24 protein-coding genes are annotated in these 22,946 nt (G+C 71.2%); 14 read left to right on the top strand and 10 right to left on the bottom strand.

The window, feature by feature from the left end; genetic code table 11:
- Positions 1–37: 37 nt before the first annotated feature.
- Together DEJ51_RS12205 and DEJ51_RS12200 are read right to left on the bottom strand one after the other, a co-directional pair.
- A complete protein-coding gene (locus tag DEJ51_RS12205) occupies positions 38–649 on the bottom strand; it encodes an ArsR/SmtB family transcription factor (protein ID WP_150257622.1) in 612 nt (203 codons plus the stop codon).
- A gap of 75 nt (positions 650–724) precedes the next feature.
- Positions 725–1,204: an Lrp/AsnC family transcriptional regulator gene (locus DEJ51_RS12200; RefSeq protein WP_150257621.1), complete on the bottom strand. Its 480-nt coding sequence runs from the start codon at positions 1,202–1,204 to the stop codon at positions 725–727.
- A gap of 141 nt (positions 1,205–1,345) precedes the next feature.
- On the opposite strand from DEJ51_RS12200, the gene hppD reads away from it, so the two are divergent.
- Positions 1,346–2,500 (top strand): 4-hydroxyphenylpyruvate dioxygenase, encoded by a 1,155-nt coding sequence (gene hppD, locus DEJ51_RS12195; RefSeq protein WP_150257620.1) that lies wholly within the window; start codon positions 1,346–1,348, stop codon positions 2,498–2,500.
- A 131-nt stretch (positions 2,501–2,631) separates the two neighbouring features.
- Here the strand turns inward: hppD and DEJ51_RS12190 are convergent, their stop codons facing one another.
- Entirely contained in the window at positions 2,632–4,131 is a 1,500-nt protein-coding gene (locus tag DEJ51_RS12190) for a tetratricopeptide repeat protein (RefSeq protein ID WP_223835771.1), read from the bottom strand.
- A gap of 96 nt (positions 4,132–4,227) precedes the next feature.
- Here DEJ51_RS12190 and DEJ51_RS12185 point away from each other — a divergent pair, with 96 nt between their 5' ends.
- Positions 4,228–5,610 (top strand): FAD-binding oxidoreductase, encoded by a 1,383-nt coding sequence (locus DEJ51_RS12185; RefSeq protein ID WP_150257619.1) that lies wholly within the window; start codon positions 4,228–4,230, stop codon positions 5,608–5,610.
- Positions 5,611–5,687: 77 nt separating this feature from the next.
- On the opposite strand, the gene DEJ51_RS12180 is transcribed toward DEJ51_RS12185, so the two are convergent.
- The gene (locus DEJ51_RS12180; protein ID WP_150257618.1) at positions 5,688–6,167 is read right to left on the bottom strand and encodes an SsgA family sporulation/cell division regulator; all 480 of its coding nucleotides are present in this window, start codon (positions 6,165–6,167) and stop codon (positions 5,688–5,690) included.
- A gap of 257 nt (positions 6,168–6,424) precedes the next feature.
- Between DEJ51_RS12180 and DEJ51_RS12175 the strand changes: the two genes are divergently transcribed.
- Positions 6,425–8,002: an RDD family protein gene (locus tag DEJ51_RS12175; protein WP_150257617.1), complete on the top strand. Its 1,578-nt coding sequence runs from the start codon at positions 6,425–6,427 to the stop codon at positions 8,000–8,002.
- Positions 8,003–8,102: 100 nt separating this feature from the next.
- On the top strand, positions 8,103–8,837 hold the full coding sequence (locus DEJ51_RS12170) for an RDD family protein (RefSeq protein WP_150257616.1): 735 nt from the start codon (positions 8,103–8,105) through the stop codon (positions 8,835–8,837).
- Between the two features lie 82 nt (positions 8,838–8,919).
- On the opposite strand, the gene DEJ51_RS12165 is transcribed toward DEJ51_RS12170, so the two are convergent.
- On the bottom strand, positions 8,920–9,234 hold the full coding sequence (locus tag DEJ51_RS12165; protein WP_150257615.1) for a hypothetical protein: 315 nt from the start codon (positions 9,232–9,234) through the stop codon (positions 8,920–8,922).
- Positions 9,235–9,706: 472 nt separating this feature from the next.
- Between DEJ51_RS12165 and DEJ51_RS12160 the strand changes: the two genes are divergently transcribed.
- Together DEJ51_RS12160 and DEJ51_RS12155 are read left to right on the top strand one after the other, a co-directional pair.
- Positions 9,707–12,061: an immune inhibitor A domain-containing protein gene (locus tag DEJ51_RS12160; protein WP_150261850.1), complete on the top strand. Its 2,355-nt coding sequence runs from the start codon at positions 9,707–9,709 to the stop codon at positions 12,059–12,061.
- Positions 12,062–12,173: 112 nt separating this feature from the next.
- Positions 12,174–12,476 (top strand): hypothetical protein, encoded by a 303-nt coding sequence (locus tag DEJ51_RS12155; protein ID WP_033226620.1) that lies wholly within the window; start codon positions 12,174–12,176, stop codon positions 12,474–12,476.
- Between the two features lie 39 nt (positions 12,477–12,515).
- Here the strand turns inward: DEJ51_RS12155 and DEJ51_RS12150 are convergent, their stop codons facing one another.
- Together DEJ51_RS12150 and DEJ51_RS12145 are read right to left on the bottom strand one after the other, a co-directional pair.
- Positions 12,516–13,106 carry an isochorismatase family protein gene (locus tag DEJ51_RS12150; protein ID WP_150257614.1) on the bottom strand — a complete coding sequence of 197 codons (591 nt, stop codon included), beginning with the start codon at positions 13,104–13,106 and terminating at the stop codon, positions 12,516–12,518.
- A gap of 177 nt (positions 13,107–13,283) precedes the next feature.
- Entirely contained in the window at positions 13,284–14,612 is a 1,329-nt protein-coding gene (locus tag DEJ51_RS12145; RefSeq protein WP_150257613.1) for a nicotinate phosphoribosyltransferase, read from the bottom strand.
- 109 nt (positions 14,613–14,721) lie between these two features.
- On the opposite strand from DEJ51_RS12145, the gene clpS reads away from it, so the two are divergent.
- The 7 genes from clpS (at position 14,722) to DEJ51_RS12115 (ending at position 19,479) form a co-directional block, all read left to right on the top strand.
- Positions 14,722–15,036, top strand: coding sequence for an ATP-dependent Clp protease adapter ClpS (clpS, locus tag DEJ51_RS12140; RefSeq protein ID WP_030010601.1), 315 nt, complete (start codon positions 14,722–14,724; stop codon positions 15,034–15,036).
- Positions 15,036–15,638, top strand: a complete 603-nt coding sequence (locus tag DEJ51_RS12135; protein WP_150257612.1) for a DUF2017 domain-containing protein — start codon at positions 15,036–15,038, stop codon at positions 15,636–15,638. Before clpS ends, DEJ51_RS12135 begins: the two co-directional genes overlap by 1 nt.
- 318 nt (positions 15,639–15,956) lie before the next feature.
- A complete protein-coding gene (locus tag DEJ51_RS12130) occupies positions 15,957–17,396 on the top strand; it encodes an amino acid permease (protein ID WP_150257611.1) in 1,440 nt (479 codons plus the stop codon).
- 158 nt (positions 17,397–17,554) lie between these two features.
- Positions 17,555–17,977 carry a Mov34/MPN/PAD-1 family protein gene (locus tag DEJ51_RS12125; protein ID WP_150257610.1) on the top strand — a complete coding sequence of 141 codons (423 nt, stop codon included), beginning with the start codon at positions 17,555–17,557 and terminating at the stop codon, positions 17,975–17,977.
- 77 nt (positions 17,978–18,054) lie between these two features.
- Positions 18,055–18,162: a putative leader peptide gene (locus tag DEJ51_RS35730; protein WP_314252769.1), complete on the top strand. Its 108-nt coding sequence runs from the start codon at positions 18,055–18,057 to the stop codon at positions 18,160–18,162.
- 88 nt (positions 18,163–18,250) lie between these two features.
- Complete coding sequence (locus DEJ51_RS12120) at positions 18,251–18,529, top strand: MoaD/ThiS family protein (RefSeq protein ID WP_109782449.1); 279 nt, start codon at positions 18,251–18,253, stop codon at positions 18,527–18,529.
- Complete coding sequence (locus DEJ51_RS12115) at positions 18,529–19,479, top strand: PLP-dependent cysteine synthase family protein (RefSeq protein WP_150257609.1); 951 nt, start codon at positions 18,529–18,531, stop codon at positions 19,477–19,479. The genes DEJ51_RS12120 and DEJ51_RS12115 overlap by 1 nt, the downstream gene beginning before the upstream one ends.
- A gap of 171 nt (positions 19,480–19,650) precedes the next feature.
- On the opposite strand, the gene DEJ51_RS12110 is transcribed toward DEJ51_RS12115, so the two are convergent.
- Positions 19,651–20,013, bottom strand: coding sequence for a DUF488 domain-containing protein (locus tag DEJ51_RS12110; RefSeq protein ID WP_223835770.1), 363 nt, complete (start codon positions 20,011–20,013; stop codon positions 19,651–19,653).
- On the bottom strand, positions 20,010–20,429 hold the full coding sequence (locus DEJ51_RS12105) for a hypothetical protein (RefSeq protein ID WP_150257608.1): 420 nt from the start codon (positions 20,427–20,429) through the stop codon (positions 20,010–20,012). Before DEJ51_RS12105 ends, DEJ51_RS12110 begins: the two co-directional genes overlap by 4 nt.
- A 195-nt stretch (positions 20,430–20,624) precedes the next feature.
- Here DEJ51_RS12105 and DEJ51_RS12100 point away from each other — a divergent pair, with 195 nt between their 5' ends.
- Complete coding sequence (locus DEJ51_RS12100; RefSeq protein WP_150257607.1) at positions 20,625–21,377, top strand: MBL fold metallo-hydrolase; 753 nt, start codon at positions 20,625–20,627, stop codon at positions 21,375–21,377.
- Positions 21,378–21,454: 77 nt separating this feature from the next.
- On the opposite strand, the gene DEJ51_RS12095 is transcribed toward DEJ51_RS12100, so the two are convergent.
- Positions 21,455–22,681 carry a PTS transporter subunit EIIC gene (locus DEJ51_RS12095; RefSeq protein WP_190620904.1) on the bottom strand — a complete coding sequence of 409 codons (1,227 nt, stop codon included), beginning with the start codon at positions 22,679–22,681 and terminating at the stop codon, positions 21,455–21,457.
- Between the last annotated feature and the right edge of the window lie 265 nt (positions 22,682–22,946).

The raw sequence follows: 22,946 nt of genomic DNA, 5'->3' as shown, positions 1-22,946 counted from the left end.
GGCGGGGCCGGAACGGTGCGGGCCGTTCCCGCCGGGGTCAGGCTTGGCGCGGGAAGGCGTGCGTGTGGAAGCGGACCGCCTTGGTGTCCTGCGAGGCCGGCAGGTCGCGATAGCTGTTGATCAGGTCGTGCATCTTGTGGATCAGCTCGTGGCTCTGCGCGGGAGTCAGGTGCAGGGTGAAGTCGCTCATGTCCGCGCCGCGCCGCCACTCCGTGGGCCAGTCGTGGGCGTTGCCGAGCCAGGTGCTCAGCTCCTGCGTGTGGATCGTCGCGATCTCGTGCAGGAAGAGGTCCGCCGCACCGCGCACGGCCGGGTCCTCGTCGAGGGTCAGCGTCTCGTCGAACGCCGTGCCGTCGTACACCGCCCGCCACCAGCGCTCGCGACCCTTGCCGTGTTCGGGCGCGTCCTCGACGAAGCCGTGGGCCGCGAGCTGGCGCAGGTGGTAGCTGGTGGCTCCGCTCGACTCCCCGAGCCGGTCCGCCAGTTGGGACGCGGTCGCGGGGCCGTCGTGGCGCAGCGCGGCCAGCAGGCGGATGCGCAGCGGGTGGGCGAGGCCGCGCAGTGAACGGGCGTCGAGCGTACGGACGTTGGGCTCGGTGGGCCCTGTGGGTGCTTCCGGTTCTTGCGGTTCTTGCGGCTTCTCGGGCATGGCTCGACGATAGAGTTGCAAAGAGTTCTATGCAAGTGTTTCTTTGCAACTACTTCCCCGGCCCCGGAGCGGGCCTCAGTCCCGGGTGTCGTCCTCCGCCGCCTGCTCCACCAGCGGGATGATCCGCAGCGGTACGGGGTTCTCCATCACGATCGCCGTCGAGGCCCGCACGATCCCCTCGAAGCCGACCACGCGGTCGATCACCCGCTGCAGGTCCGCGTTGGACCGCGCCACCAGCCGGCACAGCATGTCCCCGTGCCCGGTGGTGGTGTGCAGCTCCAGCACCTCCGGCACCCCGTCCAGGTGCGCCCGTACGTCCGCCCCCTGCCCCTGCTTGATCTCCAGCGTCGCGAACGCGGTCACCGGATACCCGAGGGCCGTCGGGTCGACCTGCGGGCCGAACCCGCGGATGACCCCGTTCGACTGGAGCCGGTCCAGGCGTGCCTGGACGGTTCCACGGGCCACGCCGAGGCGCCGCGAGGCCTCCAGGACCCCGATCCGCGGCTCGCGGGCGAGCAGGACGATGAGCCGGCCGTCGAGTTCGTCGATGCCCATGGATGCCTCCGGGTGCCCACGCGTGCTCGCGGGTGGTCATAGTGCACAGATGTTTCACTCAGCCTGCGGTCATCCTGTGCAGTTTGTACAGTCAATGAGGAAACTATTGCGCAGCTTGTGGATCGGCGGGACTCTGCGCTCATGACTGAGTCCCTGGCGAACCTCGAAACCACCCCGCACACCGCGCGTGAGGCCGACCCCTTCCCGGTGAAGGGCATGGACGCGGTCGTCTTCGCCGTCGGCAACGCCAAGCAGGCCGCGCACTACTACTCGACCGCCTTCGGCATGAAGCTCGTGGCCTACTCCGGACCGGAGACCGGCTCCCGCGAGACGGCCAGCTACGTCCTGACCAACGGCTCCGCCCGCTTCGTGCTGACCTCTGTCATCAAGGCGACGACCGACCACGGCCGCTTCCTCGCCGAGCACGTCACCGAGCACGGCGACGGCGTGATCGACCTCGCCATCGAGGTCCCGGACGTCCGCGCGGCGTACGCGTACGCCGTCGAGCAGGGCGCCCGCGGCCTGGAAGAGCCGTACGAGGTCAAGGACGAGAACGGCACCGTCGTGCTGGCCGCGATCGCGACCTACGGCCAGACCCGCCACACGCTGGTCGAGCGCGGCGACTACACCGGCCCGTACCTGCCCGGCTACGAGGCCGTCGACCCGATGGTCGAGCCCCCGGCCAAGCGCACCTTCCAGGCCATCGACCACTGCGTCGGCAACGTCGAGCTCGGCCGGATGAACGAGTGGGTCGCGTTCTACAACAAGGTCATGGGCTTCACGAACATGAAGGAGTTCGTGGGCGACGACATCGCGACCGAGTACTCGGCGCTGATGTCCAAGGTGGTCGCGGACGGCACCAAGAAGGTCAAGTTCCCGATCAACGAGCCGGCGATCGCGAAGAAGAAGTCGCAGATCGACGAGTACCTGGAGTTCTACAACGGCCCCGGTGTCCAGCACATCGCGCTGGCCTCGAACGACATCGTCTCGACGGTCCGCTCGATGCGCGCTGCGGGCGTCCAGTTCCTGTCCGTCCCGGACACCTACTACGACACCCTCGGCGAGTGGGTCGGCGACACCCGCGTGCCGATCGACGAGCTGCGCGAACTGAAGATCCTGGCCGACCGCGACGAGGACGGCTACCTGCTGCAGATCTTCACCAAGCCGGTGCAGGACCGCCCGACGGTCTTCTTCGAGATCATCGAGCGGCACGGCTCGATGGGCTTCGGCAAGGGCAACTTCAAGGCCCTGTTCGAGGCGATCGAGCGCGAGCAGGACAAGCGCGGCAACCTCTAGCCTCCGGCCCGGCCCGCCGGTTCCGACGCGCCGCACGCGCCTCTCCCCGGGTGCACCACGCGGCGGGTCCTCACGACACGGCCCGAGGGGGGCCCGGCGCCGCACCCGTTCCCGGGTGCGGCGCCGTCGTGTCAGCGCCCCGTCGGCTTCGGCGACGGGGTAGGGGTCGGCGTCGGCTTCGCCGCCTTCGGGAGCTCCGGCTCCACCCACGGAGCCGTCGGCCGGATGTTCTCCGGGCCTCCCGGCGGCAGCTGCGCGATCGACGCCAGGGCCTGCTTCGCCAGCGGCCCGCGCAGCGGCGAGAAGTGCGGGTTCGTCCGCAGGGCCTCCTGGAGGTGGCGGCGGGCCGCCTCCTCGTCACCGAGGCCCTGCTCGATCATCGCCCGGTGGTAGGCGAAGTCGGCGCTGCGCAGCCCAGGTTCCATGGCCTTCTTCGCGTACTCCAGCGCCGCGGTGTCCTCGCCGCTCTGGTGCAGCGCCCACCCCAGCGCGTCCGCGACCTGCACGCTCTTGTGCCGCGACCACTCCTGCGACAGGCGCCGCACCGCCGCGGCCGCATCGCCGTGGTCCGCCTCGTACAGCCCGAGGAGGACCGCGTCGTCGACCCCGTTCCCGCTGTCCCGGGCCACCATCGTGGCCAGCGCCTCGTACTGGGCACGCGCCTCCTGGGGCCGCCCCAGAGCGTCCAGCAGCTCACCCAGCTCCCGCGCCAGCTGCGGCACCGCCGCCCGGCCCAGCGCCAGCCGGTAGTCCCGTACCGCCTCCCCGCCGCGCCCCAGAGCGGCCAGCGCCCGGGCCCGGCCGCCGAGCGCCTCCGCCTGAGCCGGATCCGTCCGCAGCGCACCCTCGTACTGCCGCAGCGCCTCGGCCGCGTCGCCCCGCTCCCAGGACAGCTCCCCGAGGCGGAACAGCGCGTACGCCTTCTCCGCCGGGGTCTTCGCCGCGCCCGCTGCGTGCTCCATGGACACCACCGCGTCCTCGCGCCAGCCCCGGTCCCGGTACACCTGCGAGGCCCTGACGTACGCGGCCAGACCCGGCCGGATCTCCAGCAGCAGCTCCATCGCCTTCTGCGCGCCCTTGTAGTCGCCGAGCCCGGTGTACGCGTCCACCAGCACCGGGTACGCCGACCACCGCTTGGGCGCCTGCGCCCGTACGAGCTCGCCCCACTTGCGGCCCGTCCCGAAGTCCCGCCGGGCATTGGCCAGCGCACCCATGCCCGTCATCGCGTCGAAGTTGCCCTTCTCGGCCGGCCGGATCTCCAGCGAGCGCTTCAGCGCCTTCTCCGCCTTCGGGTACCAGCCGGATTCGGCCGTCCGCCGCGCCTGTTCGAGGTACGCGGAGCCGAGCACGGCCCACGAGGCGTCATCGTCCGGATGCGCCGCGAGCCACTTCTCCCGGTCCGCCACCAGCGCCGTCAGGTCCACCGCGGCGGCGGGCGCGCCCATGCCCACCGCCGACGCGGCACGCTCGCTCGGCTCCGGCGGACGGGCGTCGTCCCCGGTCCTGGCAGGCCGGATCAGCAGGGCCCCGGCGATCAGGACCACGGCGACCGCGGCCGCCACGAGCGTCTTGCGGCCGGTGAAGGTCACGGGCGGCGCCGGCGTCTGCGATTCCTCGTCGATACGGTCCATGGGGTCACTGTGCGTCAATATGAAGAGCTCGCCGAGGTGTCCGAAGGAGAGCGCGGCCGTGTTCACACCGATGGCCCCGGCTGCCACGCTGGTCCCATGGATGACGATCTCTTCGCACGTCTGCGGGCCGGCCTGCTCGAAGGGCTCCCCGCCGAGGCCCTGCTCACCGATCCCCAGGTGACCACCTCCTACGCCACCGACATGGCCAGCTTCTGCGCCGCCGGCACCCCGGCCGTCGTCGTCCTGCCCCGGACCGTGGAACAGGTCCAGCACGTCCTGCGCACCGCCACGGCCCTACGCGTCCCCGTGGTCCCGCAGGGCGCCCGCACGGGCCTGTCCGGCGGAGCCAACGCCTCCGACGGCTGCATCGTCCTCTCGCTCGTCAAGATGGACCGGATCCTGGAGATCAGCGCCGTCGACCGGATCGCCGTGGTCGAGCCGGGCGTGGTCAACGCCGTGCTCTCACGGGCCGTCGCCGAACAGGGCCTGTACTACCCGCCCGACCCCTCCAGCTGGGAGCAGTGCACCATCGGCGGCAACATCGGCACCGCCTCGGGCGGCCTGTGCTGCGTCAAGTACGGGGTCACCGCCGAGTACGTGCTCGGCCTCGACGTGGTCCTGGCCGACGGGCGGCTGCTGCGCACGGGCCGCCGTACCGCCAAGGGCGTGGCCGGCTACGACCTCACCCGGCTCTTCGTGGGATCCGAAGGCAGCCTGGGCGTGGTCGTCCAGGCCGTCCTCGCCCTGCGGCCCGCGCCGCCCCGGCAGCTGGCACTGGCCGCCGAGTTCCCCTCCGTCGCGGCGGCCTGCGAGGCCGTCTGCGCCGTCATGGAGGCGGGCCTGGCCCCCTCGCTGCTGGAACTGATGGACCGGACCACCGTCCGGGCCGTCAACGCCCTCGGGAAGATGGGACTGCCCGAGACCACGGAGGCGCTGCTGCTGGCCGCCTTCGACACCCCGCACGCCCCCGGGGACCTCGCGGCCGTCGGCGAGCTGTGCACGGCCGCCGGAGCCACCGCCGTCGTCCCCGCCGAGGACGAGGCGGAGTCCGAACTGCTGCTCCAGGCCCGCCGGATGTCCTTCCCCGCGCTGGAGGCGCTGCGGCCGGCGACGATGATCGACGACGTGTGCGTACCGCGCTCGCGGCTCGGCGAGATGCTGGACGGTACGGCCGCCATCGCCCGCGCCCAGGACCTGCTCATCGGGGTCTGCGCGCACGCCGGGGACGGCAACACCCACCCGATCGTCTGCTTCGACCCCGCGGACGAGGACGAGACGCGGCGGGCCCGCGAGTCCTTCGGCGAGATCATGGCGCTCGGCCTCTCCCTGGGCGGGACCATCACCGGCGAACACGGGGTCGGGGTGCTGAAGAAGGAGTGGCTGGCCCGCGAACTCGGCCCCGTGGGAATGGAGATGCAGCGGGCCGTCAAGCAGGCCTTCGACCCGCTCGGGCTGCTCAATCCCGGCAAGCTCTTCTGACGCCTCCCGGCACGGGCCGCCCGGCGTACGCCCGCGGCGGCCCGGAGCCCACCCGCCCCGCCCGAGGCCGCCGGGCATCACAGGTCCCCGTCCGCCGACTCGTCCGACGGCCACGGGTCGCGCAGCCACAGGTCGTCGGCCGGGGTCGGCGTGAGCAGCTCGGCCAGCGCGTCCTCCAGACCGAGGCGCTCGGTCTCGGTGCCGGGCGGAACGACGCGCAGCGTGCGCTCCAGCCAGGCCGACACGGCGGTCGCCGGGGCCTCCAGCAGGGCGTCGCCGTCGGGGGAGGTGAGCGCCATGCAGAGCACGGCCTTGTTGTCGACCTTCGTGGGCCAGATCCGGACGTCCCCGTGTCCGCACGGGCGGAACACCCCCTCGACGAGCAGTTCGCGGGCGAACGTCCAGTTGACGGGGGTGTTCGAGCCGGTGTGGAAGGTGATGTGGACGGCGTACGGGTCGTGCGTGAGGTAGATGAGCCGGGCCGGGACGGGGATGCTGCGCTCGGGGGACAGGACCAGCTTCAGTTCCAGCTCGCGCTCGATGACGGGGTAGTGCATGACGGCCTCACTTCGGTTCGGTGCGCGGGGCCGGACGGGGCCCCACACCCGGAGAGAGCGGCAGTGTGCCCGGGCATGACGCGACTTCGGGCCCCGAAGCGGAGATTGGCCGATTTCTTTCGGCTGACCGAAAACCGTCGTGCAGGGTGACGTTCGCTCGTTTGCTTGGATTCTCCCGTTACCGGACCTGTCGGGGGGCGGTTCTTGGCTATGGTCCTCCCTTGCACAAGCCTCAAGCCACGATCGGAGTTGGGGACATGACGGCCTCCCCTGGTGACGGCGAGCACGCGGCCCGCGAGGGCTACTACCCGGATCCGTCCATCCCGGGGTACATCCGCTACTGGAACGGAGCGGCCTGGGTTCCGGGTACGAGCCGCCCTGCCCCGCATCCGGCACCCGCCGCGCAGGCCGCCCCCGCTCCGGCCCCCGTCGCCGTGCCCGCCGCGCCCGCGCCCGCACCCGTCGCCGCACCGGCCGTCCGCGGCGGGCACGACGGGCGCGCCCTGCGCACGGACGAGACGGGGCCGGTGTTCCTCGACGAGACCTCCGCGACCGAGACGCTCCCGGAGCCGGCCGCCGCGCCGGCGCCCGCCCCGGCGGCCGTCGCCGAGCCCGCGGTGTGGCAGGCCGATCCCGTGCACCAGGCCGGCTTCGGCGGGCCCCGCGACCACCGGGTCTCGTGGGGCAGCGCGCCGCGTCCGGAACCCGCCGCGCAGTCCGTGCCGCGGCCCGAACCGGAACCCGAAGCGGAACCCGAACCCGGACCGTCCCCGAGATCGGCGGGCATCTCCCTGGCCCGTACGGCGGCCGCCGCGGCGGCCCCGGCGGGCCCGGCGGCAGCCCCCGCGAGACTCCCCGAGCAGGCCGCCGCCGGGATCCTGTCGGTGCGGTCCCCGGCGGCCCCGGAACCGGCCGCCCCGGCACCGCCGGCCCCGGCACCGGCGGCCCCGGCCGCAAGGACCCAGACCCCTGCCCCGGCCCCGGCCCCCGCCCCGGAGTGGCCCGACGCTCCCGGAACCGGCGGAGCGGGCGGATCCGGGCTCACCTCCTCCTGGCCCGAGGCGGTCGCCGCCCCACCCGCTCCGGCTCCCACCCCGGCACCGGCCCCGTCCCGGCCGCGCCCCGCCGCGCCCGCCGCCCCGGCCGCCGACCGCCCCGAGGTCTGGGCCCCGCGCCCCGCCGGAGTCCGCCCGAGGATCACGGCACGGCCCGACGCGCCCGCCCCGGCGGAGCCCCAGCCCCAGCCCCGGCCGCAGTCCCGCATCCAGGAGCCGCGCGGGCCCGAGGAGGACCGTCCGGGCGGCTCCGGCTCCCGACCCGCGGGGGCCCGTACACCCCGGGAGGTGTTCGAGCGGATGGCCGAGCGGGCCGTGCGCCCCGCCGGGTTCACCCGCCGGGCCGTGGCCCGCGCCCTGGACTCGCTCCTCTACGCGGCCGTCGCCGCGGCCGTCGCCCTGCGGCTCCTCCCCGAGGCCGCCGCCCACGTCGAGGCCAAGGTGGACGCCGCCCGGGCGAGCGGCCGCACCACCACCGTCTGGCTCCTCGACGGGACCATCGCCGGCCTGCTGGGCCTGGTCGTCGGCGCCGTCCTCCTCTTCGGGATCCTCTACGAGGTGCTGCCCACCGCACGCTGGGGCCGCACCCCCGGCAAGAAGCTGCTGGGCGTCCGGGTCCTGGCCACCGCCACCCTGCGCCCGCCCACCTTCGGCGCGGCCCTGCGCCGCTGGCTGGTGTACGCCGTCCTCGGCCTCCCGGGCAGCCTCTGGTCCCTCGTGGACCGCCCGCGCCGCCAGGCCTGGCACGACAAGGCGGCCGGCACGTACGTGGCCCGCTGAGCCCGCCCGGAGGGCCCGGCCCCGCAGTCCGGCCCCGCGTCTGCCCCCGAATGGACGCGGTCCCGTTGCGAGGGTGCCGGAGCCGGGTTCGACTCGGGCCATGAGTACCGACCAGCCGCCGGGCCAGCCGCCCGAGGACGACCCGTTCCTCAAGAAGCCCCAGGAACCGACGCCTCCGTCGGGCGGTTCGCCGTACGGCTCGCCGCCCCCCGGTGGCGGTCAGCCGCCCCCGCCCGGAGGCCCGGGCGGCGGCGGCGGTGGTGGGGGATACCCGCCCCCGCCGCCCCCGTACGGAGGCGGCGGAGACCCGTACGGCGGGAGCGGCGGCTACGGCATGCCCGATCCGCTCGCCGGGATGCCCCCGCTCGCCGACTTCGGCAAGCGGCTCCTCGCGCGCATCATCGACGTCGTGATCATCGCCATCCCGCTGGCCCTCATCCAGCTGGCCTTCGGCACGAACCGCTACCGGTTCGACACCGACCAGGGCGAGGACATCAGCGAGGTCGTCGGCAAGTCGTACAGCGGCAGCGGCCTGATCATGACCCTGATCTCGATCGTCGCGTACGTCGGCTACGACTGGTGGTTCACCAAGAAGAACGGCCAGACGGTCGGCAAGAAGGCGATGAACCTGCGCGTCGCGATGCTCAACGACGGCAGCGTGCCGAACTCCAACGCCTCCCTGACGCGCGCCGCCGTGCTCTGGCTGCCGACCCTGATCTGCTGCGCCTGCCTGTGGCCGATCGCGCTGGTCGTCTCGATCCTGGTCGACAAGCCGTACAAGCAGGGCCTGCACGACAAGGTCGCCAAGACCGTGGTGGTCCAGGCCAACAGATAGGCCGGTGCGCAGACATGACGCATCGCGACGCGGGCGGCCGTCCCTCCGGGGAGGCCGCCCGCGCCGCGTCGGGCGTCAACCGTCAGTGGTGTACCGGGTGTTCGGCCGATGCCGTCCGGGGCTCGGGCACCCGTGCGGCCCCTGCCGCGCCCTCCCGGGCCGCGGCGGTCCCGGAGGCCCCGGCGGTCGCGGAGGACCCCGTACGCGCCGCGTGGCGGCCACGGCGCCGCGGGATGGGCACGGTGAGCGCGACGAGGAGACCCAGGGCGAGCGCGGCGGCGGAGATGACCGCGACTCCGAGCCCGGTGCTCGTCTGCGAGAGCAGCAGCATGGCGATCGTCGACACGACGACCGTGGCGGACCCGTACGCGAGCTGTGCGGCAGTCGGACGCGGCATGGCGATATCCGTCCTCGGTGAGGGGAGGGGGAGTCGGCTCAACCAGTTCGCGCGTCAAGTGACTCTATGACGGGAGATGCCCGAGTCGGACCGCCGGTAAGCGTGACCTAACACACGGTGCCGGAGCACGGGGGGCGCACGGGGTCATTTTCCGGGCGACGGCAGGGGGAGAAAGGGGGACGGGACGGACCACTCGACGGGTCGGGAAGGGCCCTTCGCCCCGTATGGCTGTGGAACGTCCGGATAGCGGAACTCCCTGCCCGCATAGTGCAGTTGTAAGGGTCAAGTCAAGGTCTGTCTTTTCTCGCTTCCCTCCGGTCAAATGTCGTCACTTGAGACGCGCGCCGCGCGGAACCCCCCGCTCCTATGGAGAAGTTCCGACCAACGTTGCGGCCGCGGGAGGGGAACACATCAAGTGACCAGCAATTCCGCCAGACGGCGTGCGATACGCGCTGCCGCCGTCACCGTGACCATGGCCGCTTGTGCGACAAGCGCCACCTTCTTCACCGTCACCGCGGCTCAGGCCGAGGGCAAGGCTCCGGCCGCCCCGGCGGCCGACCGGCAGGACCCGACCGCGCCGTCCAAGGTCGTCGAGCACGACCTCAAGGGCCCCTTCAGCGACCAGCAGGCCAAGCAGCGCGCGGCCGCCCTGGACCAGGTCCTGACCGGCAAGAAGGGCGTCGAGCAGCGCGGCGCCTCCAAGGTCGTCAAGCTCGACGACAAGAAGTACGTCGAGCTCGGCCGCGAGAAGACCGACAAGATCTTCACGATCCTCGTCGAGTTCGGCGACCAGGTCGACAACACGACCATGTACGACCCGGACGGCCCGGGCCCCAAGCCCGAGGTCCCCAAGTACGGCGGTACCCCCGGTCCGCTGCACAACCAGATCGCCCAGCCGGACCGTGCCAAGGACAACAGCACCGCCTGGCGCAAGGACTTCAGCCGTCAGTACTTCCAGGACCTGTACTTCGCGACGGGTCAGGGCAAGGACTCGCTGAAGACCTACTACGAGAAGACCTCCTCGGGCCGCTACTCGGTCGAGGGTGAGGTCGCCGACTGGGTCAAGGTCCCGTACAACGAGGGCCGTTACGGCTCCAACTACTGCGGCCAGACCAACTGCTCCAACGTGTGGGACACCGTCAAGGACGGCGTCACCGCATGGTCGGAGGCCCAGAAGAAGGCCGGCAAGACCGACGCCCAGATCAAGGCGCAGCTGTCCCAGTACGACCAGTGGGACCGCTACGACTTCGACAACGACGGCAACTTCAACGAGCCCGACGGTTACATCGACCACTTCCAGATCGTCCACGCGGGCGAGGACGAGTCGGCCGGTGGCGGCGTGCAGGGCACGACCGCGCTGTGGGCGCACCGCTGGTACGCCTACGGCACCGCGGCGGGCAAGACCGGCCCGGACAACAACAAGGCCGGCGGCACCCAGATCGGCAACACCGGCATCTGGGTCGGCGACTACACGATGCAGCCCGAGAACGGCGGCCTCGGTGTCTTCGCGCACGAGTACGGTCACGACCTCGGTCTGCCGGACCTCTACGACACCACCGGTGGCGGCGACAATAGCGTCGGCTTCTGGTCCCTGATGTCGGCCGGTTCCTGGCTCGGCAAGGGCAAGGACTCCATCGGCGACACCCCGGGCGACATGACCGCCTGGGACAAGCTGCAGCTGGGCTGGCTGAACTACGACACGGCCAAGGCCGCGACGAAGTCCACGCACAAGCTGGGCGTGTCGGCGTTCAACACCAAGGACAAGCAGGCGCTGGTCGTCGAGCTGCCGAAGAAGCAGGTCAAGACCGAGGTCGTCAAGCCGGCCGAGGGCTCCACCCAGTGGTGGAGCAACATGGGTGACGACCTCAAGAACACCCTGACCCGCTCGGTCGACCTGACCGGCAAGAAGTCCGCCGCCCTGTCCCTCAAGGGCTGGTGGGACATCGAGGCCGACTACGACTACCTCTACACCGAGGTGTCCACGGACGGCGGCGCCACCTGGACCGCTCTGGCCGGCACCGCCGACGGCACGGCCCTCCCGGCCGACGCCTCCGGCAGCCCGTCGCTCACCGGTGTCTCGGGTGCCTGGAAGAACCTGAACTTCCCGCTCGACGCCTACGCGGGCAAGAAGGTCGACCTGCGCTTCCGCTACCAGACGGACGGCGGCGCGGGCGGCAAGGGCTTCACGGCCGACGCCATCACCCTGACTGCGGACGGCTCCGCGCTGTTCACCGACGGCGCCGAGAACGGCGACAACGGCTGGACCGGCAAGGGCTTCTCGCGCATCGGCGCCGACTTCTCCAAGGAGTACGCGCAGCGCTACATCGCCGAGAACCGCCGCTACGTCTCGTACGACTCCACCCTCAAGGTGGGCCCGTACAACTTCGGCTTCGGCAACACCAAGCCGGACTGGGTCGAGCACTACCCGTACCAGGACGGTCTGCTCATCTGGCAGTGGGACACCAGCCAGAAGGACAACAACACCAGCGTCCACCCGGGCCAGGGCCTGATCCTGCCGATCGACGCCAACGCCAAGCCCATGAAGTGGGCGGACGGCACCCTGCTCCGCAACAAGATCCAGCCGTACGACGCCACCTTCAGCGCGTACTCGACGGATGCGATCACCCTGCACAAGAACGGCGAGGAGCTCTTCCTCAAGCCGAAGCCCGCGAACCTGGTCTTCGACGACCACAAGGGCAAGTACTACTACGACGAGAACCCGACCGGATCGGTGAAGGTCACTGACACCAACACCAAGATCAAGATCCTGAAGGAGTCCTACGACGGTGAGGTCATGACCATCGAGGTCGGCCCCTCCTCGAAGTAACTCGTTAAAACCGCAGGTCAGAGCATGATCGGCCGTCGCCCCCTAGCGGGCGGCGGCCGTTCGCGTTTAGATGCCCGGTACGAGTGTCTTATTGACGGGGGAGATGACAGCGATGCCAGGCGGAGGTTTCGTGAGGTTGCCGGGCGGCAGTGTGGTGGTTGCGCTCACACTGCCGAGGCCGTCCGGAGAAGGTGGAAATGTCCGCGTGCTGGTGCACGCCGCGAACCGGGCCCGCGCCCTGACCAGGCTGCGGAACCTCGGAATGCGGGCCGTGTACCTGCGGGGCAACGCGCACCCGCCGACGCCGGACGAGGTCACGGCCGTCCTGCACCATCCGGACGGCCTGCTGTGGCGCGGCGCACCGGACCGGGCGCAGGAGCTCTGGCACCCCATCCGGGCCCTGCTGGGCACCTAGGGGGCGTCGCGGGGCAGGCAGTGCTTTGCGGACCGCCCCTCAGGCCGGACCGCCGACGAGGACCACCCCGGCCGCACGGAGCTCGTCCAGGGCCCGTGCGGTCGTGTGCGGGGCCACGGCGGCGGTCAGGTCCAGCAGGACGCGGGCGGCGAAGCCGGCGCGGGAGGCGTCGAGGGCGGTGGCCTTCACGCAGTGGTCGGTGGCGATCCCGACCACGTCCACCTCGGTGACGTCGCGGTCCCGCAGCCACTGGCCGAGTGTGGTCCCGTTCTCGTCGGCGCCCTCGAAACCGCTGTACGCGGCCTCGTACGCGCCCTTGTCGAACACGGCGGAGACCGCTCCCGAGGCCACGGCGGGGGCGAAGTTCGGGTGGAAGCCCACGCCCTCGGTCCCGGCGACGCAGTGCACGGGCCAGGAGGTCTCGTAGTCCGGCTCGGCCGGCGGGTGCGCGAAGTGCGACCCCGGGTCGACGTGGTGGTCGCGGGTGGCGACGACGTGCCGGTACCCGGCGGTGGCCTGCCCGATCAGCTCGGTGATGGCGGCGGCGACGTCGGCTCCGCCGGTGACCGCGAGGCTGCCGCCCTCGCAGAAGTCGTTCTGTACGTCGACGACGATCAGTGCGCGGTGCATGACGTGTCCTTCGGCTCGATGTGCTGATACGGCGGCGGGGGCCCTGCGGGGGCTCTTCCCCCACCCCACCCCTTCCCGAAACGGGGGCTCCGACCCGGACCCCGCACGGCGCTCCGCGCCCGGGGCGGAGCCCCCGCAACGGCGCCGCACCGCCCTCGGCCGGGCGCGCCCGCAGGGCTACACGTACTCGGTGGGGATCACGGCCTCGCCGCGCGAGAGCTGGGTCGCCGAGAGCGGGAGGCTCGCGCGGGCGGCGCGGTGGCGGTCCCGCGCGGCCTCCAGCGGCTCGCGGGCGATCACCTCGCCGCCCTTGACCAGCTGGGTCAGGAGCTGGTGGTCGGCCAGGGCGGCGGGGACGGGCCCCACGCCGATCACCTCCGCCTCCGCGACGCCGTCGGCGTCCTGGCGGCGGGCCGCCCACTTGCGACCGCCGATGGAGGTCTTGCCGCCCGAGGACTTCTTCGCCACCGGGGCCAGCGCCGCCTTCGGGTCCGCCGAGGTGGCCCGCGCCACCAGCTTGTAGACCATCGAGCACGTGGGGTGCCCGCTGCCGGTCACCAGCTGGGTGCCCACGCCGTACGCGTCCACCGGGGCCGCCGCCAGCGAGGCGATGGCGTACTCGTCGAGGTCCGAGGTGACCACGATCTTCGTCGAGGTCGCGCCCAGCTCGTCGAGCTGCTGCCGCACCCGGTGGGCCACCAGCAGCAGGTCGCCGGAGTCGATCCGGACCGCGCCGAGCTCGGTGCCCGCCACCTCGACCGCGGTACGGACGGCCTCGGCCACGTCGTACGTGTCCACGAGCAGGGTGGTGCCCCGCCCCAGCGAGTCCACCTGGGCCGTGAAGGCGTCCCGCTCGCTGTCGTGGACCAGGGTGAAGGCGTGCGCGCTGGTGCCGACCGTCGGGATGCCGTACCGGAATCCGGCCGCCAGGTCCGAGGTCGAGGTGAAGCCGCCCACGTACGCGGCCCGCGACGCGGCGACGGCCGCCAGCTCGTGCGTGCGCCGGGCGCCCATCTCGATCAGCGGGCGTCCGCCCGCCGCCGAGGACATCCGGGAGGCGGCCGCGGCGATCGCCGAGTCGTGGTTCAGGATCGACAGGATCACGGTCTCCAGCAGCACGCACTCGGCGAAGCTGCCCTCCACCCGCAGGACGGGGGAGCCGGGGAAGTAGACCTCCCCCTCCTGGTAGCCCCAGATGTCGCCGGAGAAGCGGTACGAGGCCAGCCAGTCCAGCGTCCGCATGTCGACGACGGCCCGCTCGCGCAGGAACTCCAGCACCGCGCCGTCGAAGCGGAAGTTCTCCACCGCGTCCAGCACCCGCCCGGTTCCGGCGATCACCCCGTAGCGGCGCCCCTCGGGCAGCCGCCGGGTGAACACCTCGAAGACCGAACGCCGGTCGGCGGTGCCGTTGGCCAGGGCGGCCTGCAGCATCGTGAGCTCGTAGTGATCCGTGAAGAGCGCTGTCGACGGCACGTCCACCGGCAGGCCCAGGTCCGCAGGGTTCATGGCAGGGATGCTAGCGCACATTTCGTCAAAGTGACGAGATGTGGGTGGCCGGTGGCGGGACCGGACCGTTCGGCCCCTGTTTGGGCGGCGGTGCGGTCGAGATGGCAGCATGGGACGAGTGAGTGTTGCTCCCGTTGAGATCGAACGCACCGAATCCGCCGAAGAGACCTTCGCGGTCCCCGAACCAGACGTCCCCTGGGTGACCTTGGTGCACAACGACCCGGTCAACCTCATGAGCTACGTGGCGTATGTGTTCCAGGCGTACTTCGGCTACTCGAAGGACGTGGCGCACAAGCTGATGCTCGACGTCCACCACAAGGGGCGGGCGGTCGTTTCGAGCGGCACCCGCGAGGAAATGGAGCGCGACGTGCAGGCCATGCACGGCTACGGCCTGTGGGCGACCCTCTCGCAGGACCGCAACTGATGGGCGGCACCTTCGAGTCCCTGAAGGGCGGCGGCGCCGCCATCGCGCTCGACGAGATCGAGATCTCGATCCTGCGCTCCCTGGCCGTCCAGCTGCTGGAGCTGATCGGCCCCGGCGAGCCGGAGCCCGCCGAGGACGCCGACCCGCTCGCCGCGCTGTTCGCCGAGGGCCCCTCCGAGCCCCCGTCCGACCCGGCGCTCGCCCGGCTCTTCCCCGACGCCTACGGGGCCCCCGACGGCGTCGGCGACGAGGGCGTGGCCCCGGAGGAGATCGCGGCCCGCTCGGCGGAGTTCCGCCGCTTCACCGAGAACGACCTGCGCGCCCGCAAGCGCGCGGACGCCCTCGCCGTCGTACGCAGCCTGGACGGCCTCACCCCGGCGGGCGACGGGGCGGCGGTGCTGGAGCTGTCCGGCGAGCTGCCGCTGCGCTGGCTGGGCGCGCTCAACGACCTGCGGCTGACCATCGCGGCCCGGCTCGACATCACCGAGGACGACGAGAGCGCGATGCTGTTCCGGCTGCCGGACGAGGACCCGCGCAAGCCGATGGTGATGGCCTACCTCTGGCTGGGCGGCCTCCAGGAAACCTTGATCGAAACCCTTTGAGAAACCTCAAGAGGGAACACCGTTCGCTCAGCGGACGCTCAAATCCGGATAACGATCAGATCACCGCCATGCGGTGATCTGATCCATTTCTATGCCTTTGGGGTGAATTTTTGATGCCCTGCGCCACATTCCTCCCCCTCGGGCAGCCGTAAGCACGTGATAAATCTTCACGATCGCCGAAGGGACGCCACCCCTGTCTCCCGGCCCGCTTGAACCGGCAGACCGCCGGGTGCAACTCCATCCGTATCCGGGGGGATCGAGGACCCGATCCGCAGCCAGTCAAGGCGCGGGTCGGCAGTGGAGAAAGGCGCACCAGACATGACCTCAGTGCAGGTCGAGCAGCACGGCAACACGCCCGGCGAGGGCGGACAGGGCGAGGGCGGCGAGGGCTACCACCGCACGCTCGGCGCCCGCCAGATCCAGATGATCGCGATCGGCGGAGCCATCGGCACCGGCCTCTTCCTGGGCGCCGGCAAGGCGATCTCCAAGGCGGGCCCCAGCCTGATCCTGGCCTACGCGATCGCGGGCCTGGTCATCTTCTTCATCATGCGGGCCCTGGGCGAGCTGCTCATGTACCGCCCCGTCTCCGGCTCCTTCTCGGACTACGCCCGCGAGTTCCTGGGCCCGTTCTGGGGATACGTCACCGGCTGGACGTACTGGCTGTTCTGGGTGGTCACCGGCATCACCGAGGTCACCGCCGCCGCGCAGTACATGTCGTACTGGACCCACGACAGCTTCCCGCAGTGGGCCTACGCGCTGATCTTCACGGTCATCCTCTACGCCGCCAACCTGATCTCCGTGAAGCTCTTCGGTGAGCTGGAGTTCTGGTTCTCCATGGTCAAGGTCACCGCCATCGTCGGCATGATCCTGATCTGCGCCGGCATCCTCACCATCGGCTTCTCCGACGCCGCCGACACCGCCACCGTCTCCAACCTGTGGAACGACGGCGGCTTCTTCCCCAAGGGCATCGGCGGCACGCTGATGACCCTGCAGATCGTGATGTTCGCCTTCCTCGCGGTCGAGCTGGTCGGCGTCACCGCCGGCGAGTCCAAGGACCCTGAGAAGACCCTGCCCAAGGCCATCAACACCGTGCCGTGGCGCATCGCCGTCTTCTACGTCGGCGCGCTCATCATGATCCTGTCGGTCGTCCCGTGGACGCACTTCCAGCCGGGCGTCTCGCCCTTCGTCGCCGCCTTCGAGCGCATGGGCCTCGGCATCGGCGCCGCGATCGTCAACTTCGTCGTGCTGACCGCCGCACTGTCCTCCTGCAACTCGGGCATGTACTCCACCGGCCGCATGCTGCGCGACCTCGCGCTCAACGGCCAGGGCCCGAAGGTCTTCACCAAGCTCACCAAGAGCGGCACCCCGCTCATCGGCACCACCTTCTCCGCCGCGCTGATGCTGGTGGGCGTCTGGATCAACTACGTCGCCCCGGGCAAGGCCTTCGACTACGTCGTCTCCTTCGCCACCATCTCCGGCATGTGGGCCTGGATCATGATCCTGGTCTGCCAGATCCGCTACCGCGCCAAGGCCGACCGCGGCGAGCTGCCGCAGTCCGCGTTCCGCGCCCCCGGCGCCCCGTACACCAGCTGGTTCGCGCTGCTCTTCATCGGCATGGTCATCGTGATGATGGGCGCCGACAAGGACTCCCGCGTCTCGCTGTACTGCGCCCCGCTGTGGGGCCTGATCCTGGGCGTCTCCTACCTGGTCATGAAGTCCCGCGACCCGCGCGGCGCGGCCTTCACCAAGGCCTCGTAGCACCTGCTCGCAGCACCGCCTCGCGGCACCCGGAGACCGCGGGTCCCGGCCGCCTGTCACGGCCGGGAACCGCGCTCCCACGGACCTCGTGTCCACCATGCGGGCCCTTCCGTACCACTCCTCGGTACGGAAGGGCCCGTCTGCTTATCCTGTCGCTCATGCTGACCCTCACCCAGGCCCTGTACGACCAGATCGTCGAGCACGCCCGCCAGGACCACCCCGACGAGGCGTGCGGTGTCGTGGCCGGCCCGGCGGGCACCGACCGCCCCGAGCGGTTCGTCCCCATGCTCAACGCGGCCCGTTCGCCCACGTTCTACGAGTTCGACTCGAAGGACCTGCTGAAGCTCTACCGCGATCTGGACGACCGCGACGAGGAGCCGGTGATCGTCTACCACTCGCACACGGCGACCGAGGCCTACCCCTCGCGCACCGACGTCACGTACGCCAACGAGCCCGGGGCGCACTACGTGCTCGTCTCGACGGCGGACAAGGACGGCCTCGGGGAGTTCCAGTTCCGCTCCTACCGGATCGTCGACGGAGTGATCACCGAGGAAGAAGTGCAGGTCGTCGACGCCTACTGACCAGTATGTGAGCGACGGGCGTCCATGATGCGGGATCACACTCCTAACCGGGGACCGGGAATCGTTAACATGACCGCATGGTTTCCCACGACGTGAGCATCGAGACGCCCGGCAGGCTGCTGCTCGTGGCGCGGCTGCACGTCGACCTGTGCCGCCTCGCCAGCGCCATCTGTCCTGCGCTCTGAGCACCAGAGCCCTTCCGCGCGGAGGGCCGAAACCGCGCGCCGCACTTCCCCACGCTTCTCACGCACTCCCAGACGACTGGAGACAGCCATGGCCATCGAGGTCCGCATCCCCACCATCCTCCGCACCTACACCGAAGGCGAGAAGGCCGTCTCCGGTGAGGGCGCGACCCTCGCCGACCTCTTCGCCGACCTGGAGACGCGTCACAAGGGCATCCAGGAGCGCATCGTCGACGGCGGCCAGCTGCGCCGCTTCGTCAACGTCTACCTCAACGACGAGGACGTCCGCTTCCTCGAAGGCATCTCCACCGCCCTCAAGGACGGCGACAGCGTCACCATCCTCCCGGCCGTGGCCGGCGGATCGAAGTAATGCGCTACGACTCCCCGCTGGCCGCGGTCGGCAACACACCGCTGGTCCGGCTGCCCCGGCTGTCGCCCTCGGACGACGTCCGCATCTGGGCGAAGCTGGAGGACCGCAACCCGACCGGCTCGATCAAGGACCGCCCCGCGCTCCACATGGTCGAGCAGGCCGAGAAGGACGGCCGGCTCTACCCCGGCTGCACCATCCTGGAGCCCACCTCGGGCAACACCGGCATCTCGCTGGCGATGGCGGCCAAGCTCAAGGGCTACCGCATCGTGTGCGTGATGCCGGAGAACACCAGCCAGGAGCGGCGCGACCTGCTGGCCATGTGGGGAGCCGAGATCATCCCGTCGCCGGCCGCCGGCGGCTCGAACACTGCGGTCCGGGTGGCCAAGGAACTGGCCGCCGAGCACCCCGACTGGGTGATGCTCTACCAGTACGGCAACCCGGACAACGCGGGCGCGCACTACGCCACCACCGGCCCGGAGATCCTCGCGGACCTCCCGTCCATCACCCACTTCGTGGCGGGCCTGGGCACCACCGGCACCCTCATGGGCGTCGGCCGCTACCTGCGCGAGAACGTCCCCGGCATCAAGATCGTCGCCGCCGAGCCGCGCTACGACGACCTGGTCTACGGGCTGCGCAACCTCGATGAGGGCTTCGTCCCGGAGCTCTACGACGCCTCCGTGCTCACCACCCGCTTCTCGGTGGGCTCGGCGGACGCCGTGACGCGGACGCGGGAGCTGCTGCGGGAGGAGGGGATCTTCGCGGGCGTCTCCACGGGAGCCGCCCTGCACGCGGCGATCGGCGTCGGCCGCAAGGCGGTGGCCGCGGGCGAGCAGGCGGACATCGTCTTCGTCGTCGCCGACGGCGGCTGGAAGTACCTGTCGACGGGCGTCTACACGGCCGCGACCACCGAGGAAGCCATCGAGGTCCTCCAGGGCCAGCTCTGGGCGTAGCCCTGCGGCGCCGCTGCGGGGGCGCCGCCCCCGAACCCCCGCGCCTCAATCGCCGGCGGGGCTGATCTTCCAGCCTCGCCGGCGATTGAGGCGCGGGTCCGGGCAGAGCCCGGGAAACGGCGAAAGGGCGGGGCGGGGAGAGGCTCCGCGCAGCGGCACCACACCGCACCGCTAGTCGGCGAGCCGCTCCGCCAGGATCGCCGCGTGGCTGGAGCCCGGGTCCTTGACCGCGGTCAGCAGGGTGAGCGGGCCCGCCTCGGCCAGCGAACGGAGCCGCGCCAGCTCCGCCACCGCCCCCGGCTCCGCCAGCTCCGCCTCGTACCGCTGCCGGAACTCCTGCGCCGACCCCCCGTCGTGGAACCACTTCCGCAGCTCCGTCGACGGCGTCACCGCCTTCGGCCACTCGTCCACCCCGGCCGCGGCCTTCGCCAGGCCCCGCGGCCAGAGCCGGTCCACGAGGACCCGTACCCCGTCCGCCGCCGGCTCCGGCGGGTCGTACACCCGCCGCAGGCGGATCACAGGCTCCCGCGTCACCGCGCGCCTCCCAGTCCCTTGACCTCGTCCCACACCGTGGGGTCCAGCATCCCCAACCGGGTCCGGAACTCCCACAACGACACCTCCGCCGGCCGGTCCGCCTCCAGGAAGCCCGCCCGGCCCTGCGCCCCGACCGTCCCCGGGGGCAGCGGGATCACCCCGGCCCGCCGGTCGTCGTACTTCCCGGTGATCCACGCGACCCGCGCCCGGTGGCCCCGTACCGAACCCACCGCGAGGACCAGGCACGTCCGGCCGTCGGCCAGGGACCACAGCTCACCCACCCGCGGCTGCGGCGGCGGACCGGCCCCGTGCGCCGGCGGCATGCGCCGGGGCGGCCCGAAGCGGCCCCCGGCGACCAGCACCAGCAGCGCCACGGCCACCACCGCGGCCACCGCGGGCCACCAGGACGTGTCCATGCTTCGACCGTAGCCGCGCGGGCAGGCCCCGGCATGGCAACGCCCGTGCCCACCGTCGCTCCCCCGGGTGACAGCACAGGTGATTCCCCCCACAACGGCCTGCCGCGGAGGAGCGACCGGACGTTTCGCGCCTTACGCTCGACGCACGCACGGCCCGCATTCCGTCCACGGACCGTCCTCGGAGGTTCACGCTCCATGAAGCTCACCGTCGTCGGCTGTTCGGGGTCGTTCCCCTCCGCGGAATCGGCCTGTTCGAGCTACCTCGTCGAGGCCGACGGCTTCCGCCTGCTCCTCGACATGGGCAACGGCGCCCTCGGCGAGCTCCAGCGCCACATCGGCCTCTACGACCTCGACGCGATCTTCCTGAGCCACCTGCACGCCGACCACTGCATCGACATGTGCGCGTACTTCGTCGCCCGCTACTACCGGCACGAGGGCGGCCGCTGCGGCACCATCCCCGTCTACGGTCCCGAGGGCACCGAGCGCCGCCTGACCACCGCCTACGACGACGTGCCCGACGAGCGTTCGATGAGCGAGGTCTTCGACTTCCGCACGCTGAAGTCGGGGACCTTCGAGATCGGCCCGTTCCAGGTCCGCACCGAGCGGGTCTCCCACCCGGTCGAGGCGTACGGCATCCGCGTCGAGCACGGCGGCCGCTCGCTCACGTACTCCGGGGACACCGGCACCTGCCCCGAGCTGGGCCTGCTCGCCGACGGCACCGACCTCTTCCTGTGCGAGTCCTCCTTCACGCACGGCAAGGAGGACATCCCGGGCCTCCACCTGAACGGCCGGGAGGCGGGCGAGTACGCGCGCGGTGGCGGCGTGGGGCGGCTGGTCCTCACCCACATCCCGCCGTGGACCGACCCCGAGCAGAACCTCGCCGACGCCCGCGCGGTCTACGACGGCCGGGTCGACCTGGCGTACTCGGGCGCGGTCTACGAGGTCTGACCCCCGGTCACGACGTGCGAGGAGCCCCCGCCCTCCCTTCCGGGAGAGCGGGGGCTCCTTCGGTCGTACGAGGCTGGTTACTTGGCCTCGGCCTTGAGCAGCTCGGCGAGCTCCTCGTCGGACTCGCGGCCGGGGGTGGGCAGGTTGAACTTGACGATCGCGAAGCGGAAGACGACGTAGTAGACCGCCGCGAAGCAGAGACCGACGCCCGCCAGCATCCAGGGCTTCTCCGCGATGCCCAGGTTCAGCAGGAAGTCGACGAGGCCGGCCGAGAAGCCGAAGCCGTCGCGCATGCCGAGCGCCCAGGTCAGGGCCATGGAGATGCCGGTCAGCACCGCGTGGATCGCGTACAGGACCGGGGCGATGAACATGAAGGTGAACTCGATCGGCTCGGTCACACCGGTGACGAAGGAGGTGAGCGCGAGGGAGAGCATCATGCCGCCGACGACCTTGCGGCGCTCGGGGCGGGCGCAGTGGACGATCGCGAGGCAGGCCGCCGGGAGGGCGAACATCATGATCGGGAAGAAGCCGGTCATGAACTGTCCGGCGGTCGGGTCACCGGCGAGGAAGCGGCCGATGTCACCGTGGACGGCACCGGTCGGGGTGTCGAAGGAGCCGGCCTGGAACCACGGGAAGGAGTTCAGCAGGTGGTGCATGCCGATCGGGATGAGCGCACGGTTGGCGACACCGAAGATGCCCGCGCCGACAGAACCGGAACCGACGAGCCACTCACCGAAGTTGTGCAGACCCGTACCGAGGACCGGCCAGATGAGACCGAAGACGATACCGGCGAGCAGACCGGCGAGGGCGGAGAGGATCGGGACGAGGCGGCGGCCGCCGAAGAAGCCCGCCCAGTCCGGCAGCTTGGTCCGGTAGAACTTCTGGTAGAGCAGGGCCGTGATGATGCCCATCACGACACCGCCGAGGACGCCCGCGTCGACCGTGGCGTCCACCAGGGCGACCTTGTGGTCGATGACCTTCTCGACCTGGGGCAGGTTGCTGTCGGTGAAGGTGGCGAGGACCTTCTTGAAGACCAGGTACCCGGTCACGGCGGCGAGCGCGGTGGAGCCGTCCGCCTTCTTGGCGAAGCCGATGGCGATGCCCACGGCGAACAGCAGCGCCATGTTCTCGAGGATGGCGCCACCACCCGCGGCCATGTAGCCGGCGATCTTGGTGACGAACGTCGGGAAGACGTCGGCGTCGCCGAGCATGTCACCCGCGCCCAGGCGGAGCAGGAGCGCGCCGGCAGGCAGCACGGCAACGGGGAGCATGAGGCTCCGGCCGATGCGCTGCATGACGGCCATCACGCCAGCGCCCTTCTTCTTTTCCGCCGCGGGGGCGGTAGCCGTGGACACAACTTCCTCCAGTGGGCAAGGCGACGCCAGAGGGAAACGGGGGACGGCGACGTCTCAGATACGGGGGTACGCGGGCTCAGACAGGCCCTCGTGGTCTACACCAATCGTGGTGTAGACCAGTTGTAACACGGTGAGGGTTAGATAAGGAACCTTCGATTTCCTGTGGCCTGGATCACATGCCCGGAGCTATGCCGAAGGGCCTCCGGATCGTGAT

Origin of the sequence: Streptomyces venezuelae (genome assembly GCF_008642275.1) — a bacterium.
Taxonomy (GTDB): domain Bacteria; phylum Actinomycetota; class Actinomycetes; order Streptomycetales; family Streptomycetaceae; genus Streptomyces; species Streptomyces venezuelae_E.
The sequence above is the reverse complement of the archived record's forward strand: the minus strand, read 5'-3'. Positions and strand labels throughout refer to the sequence as shown.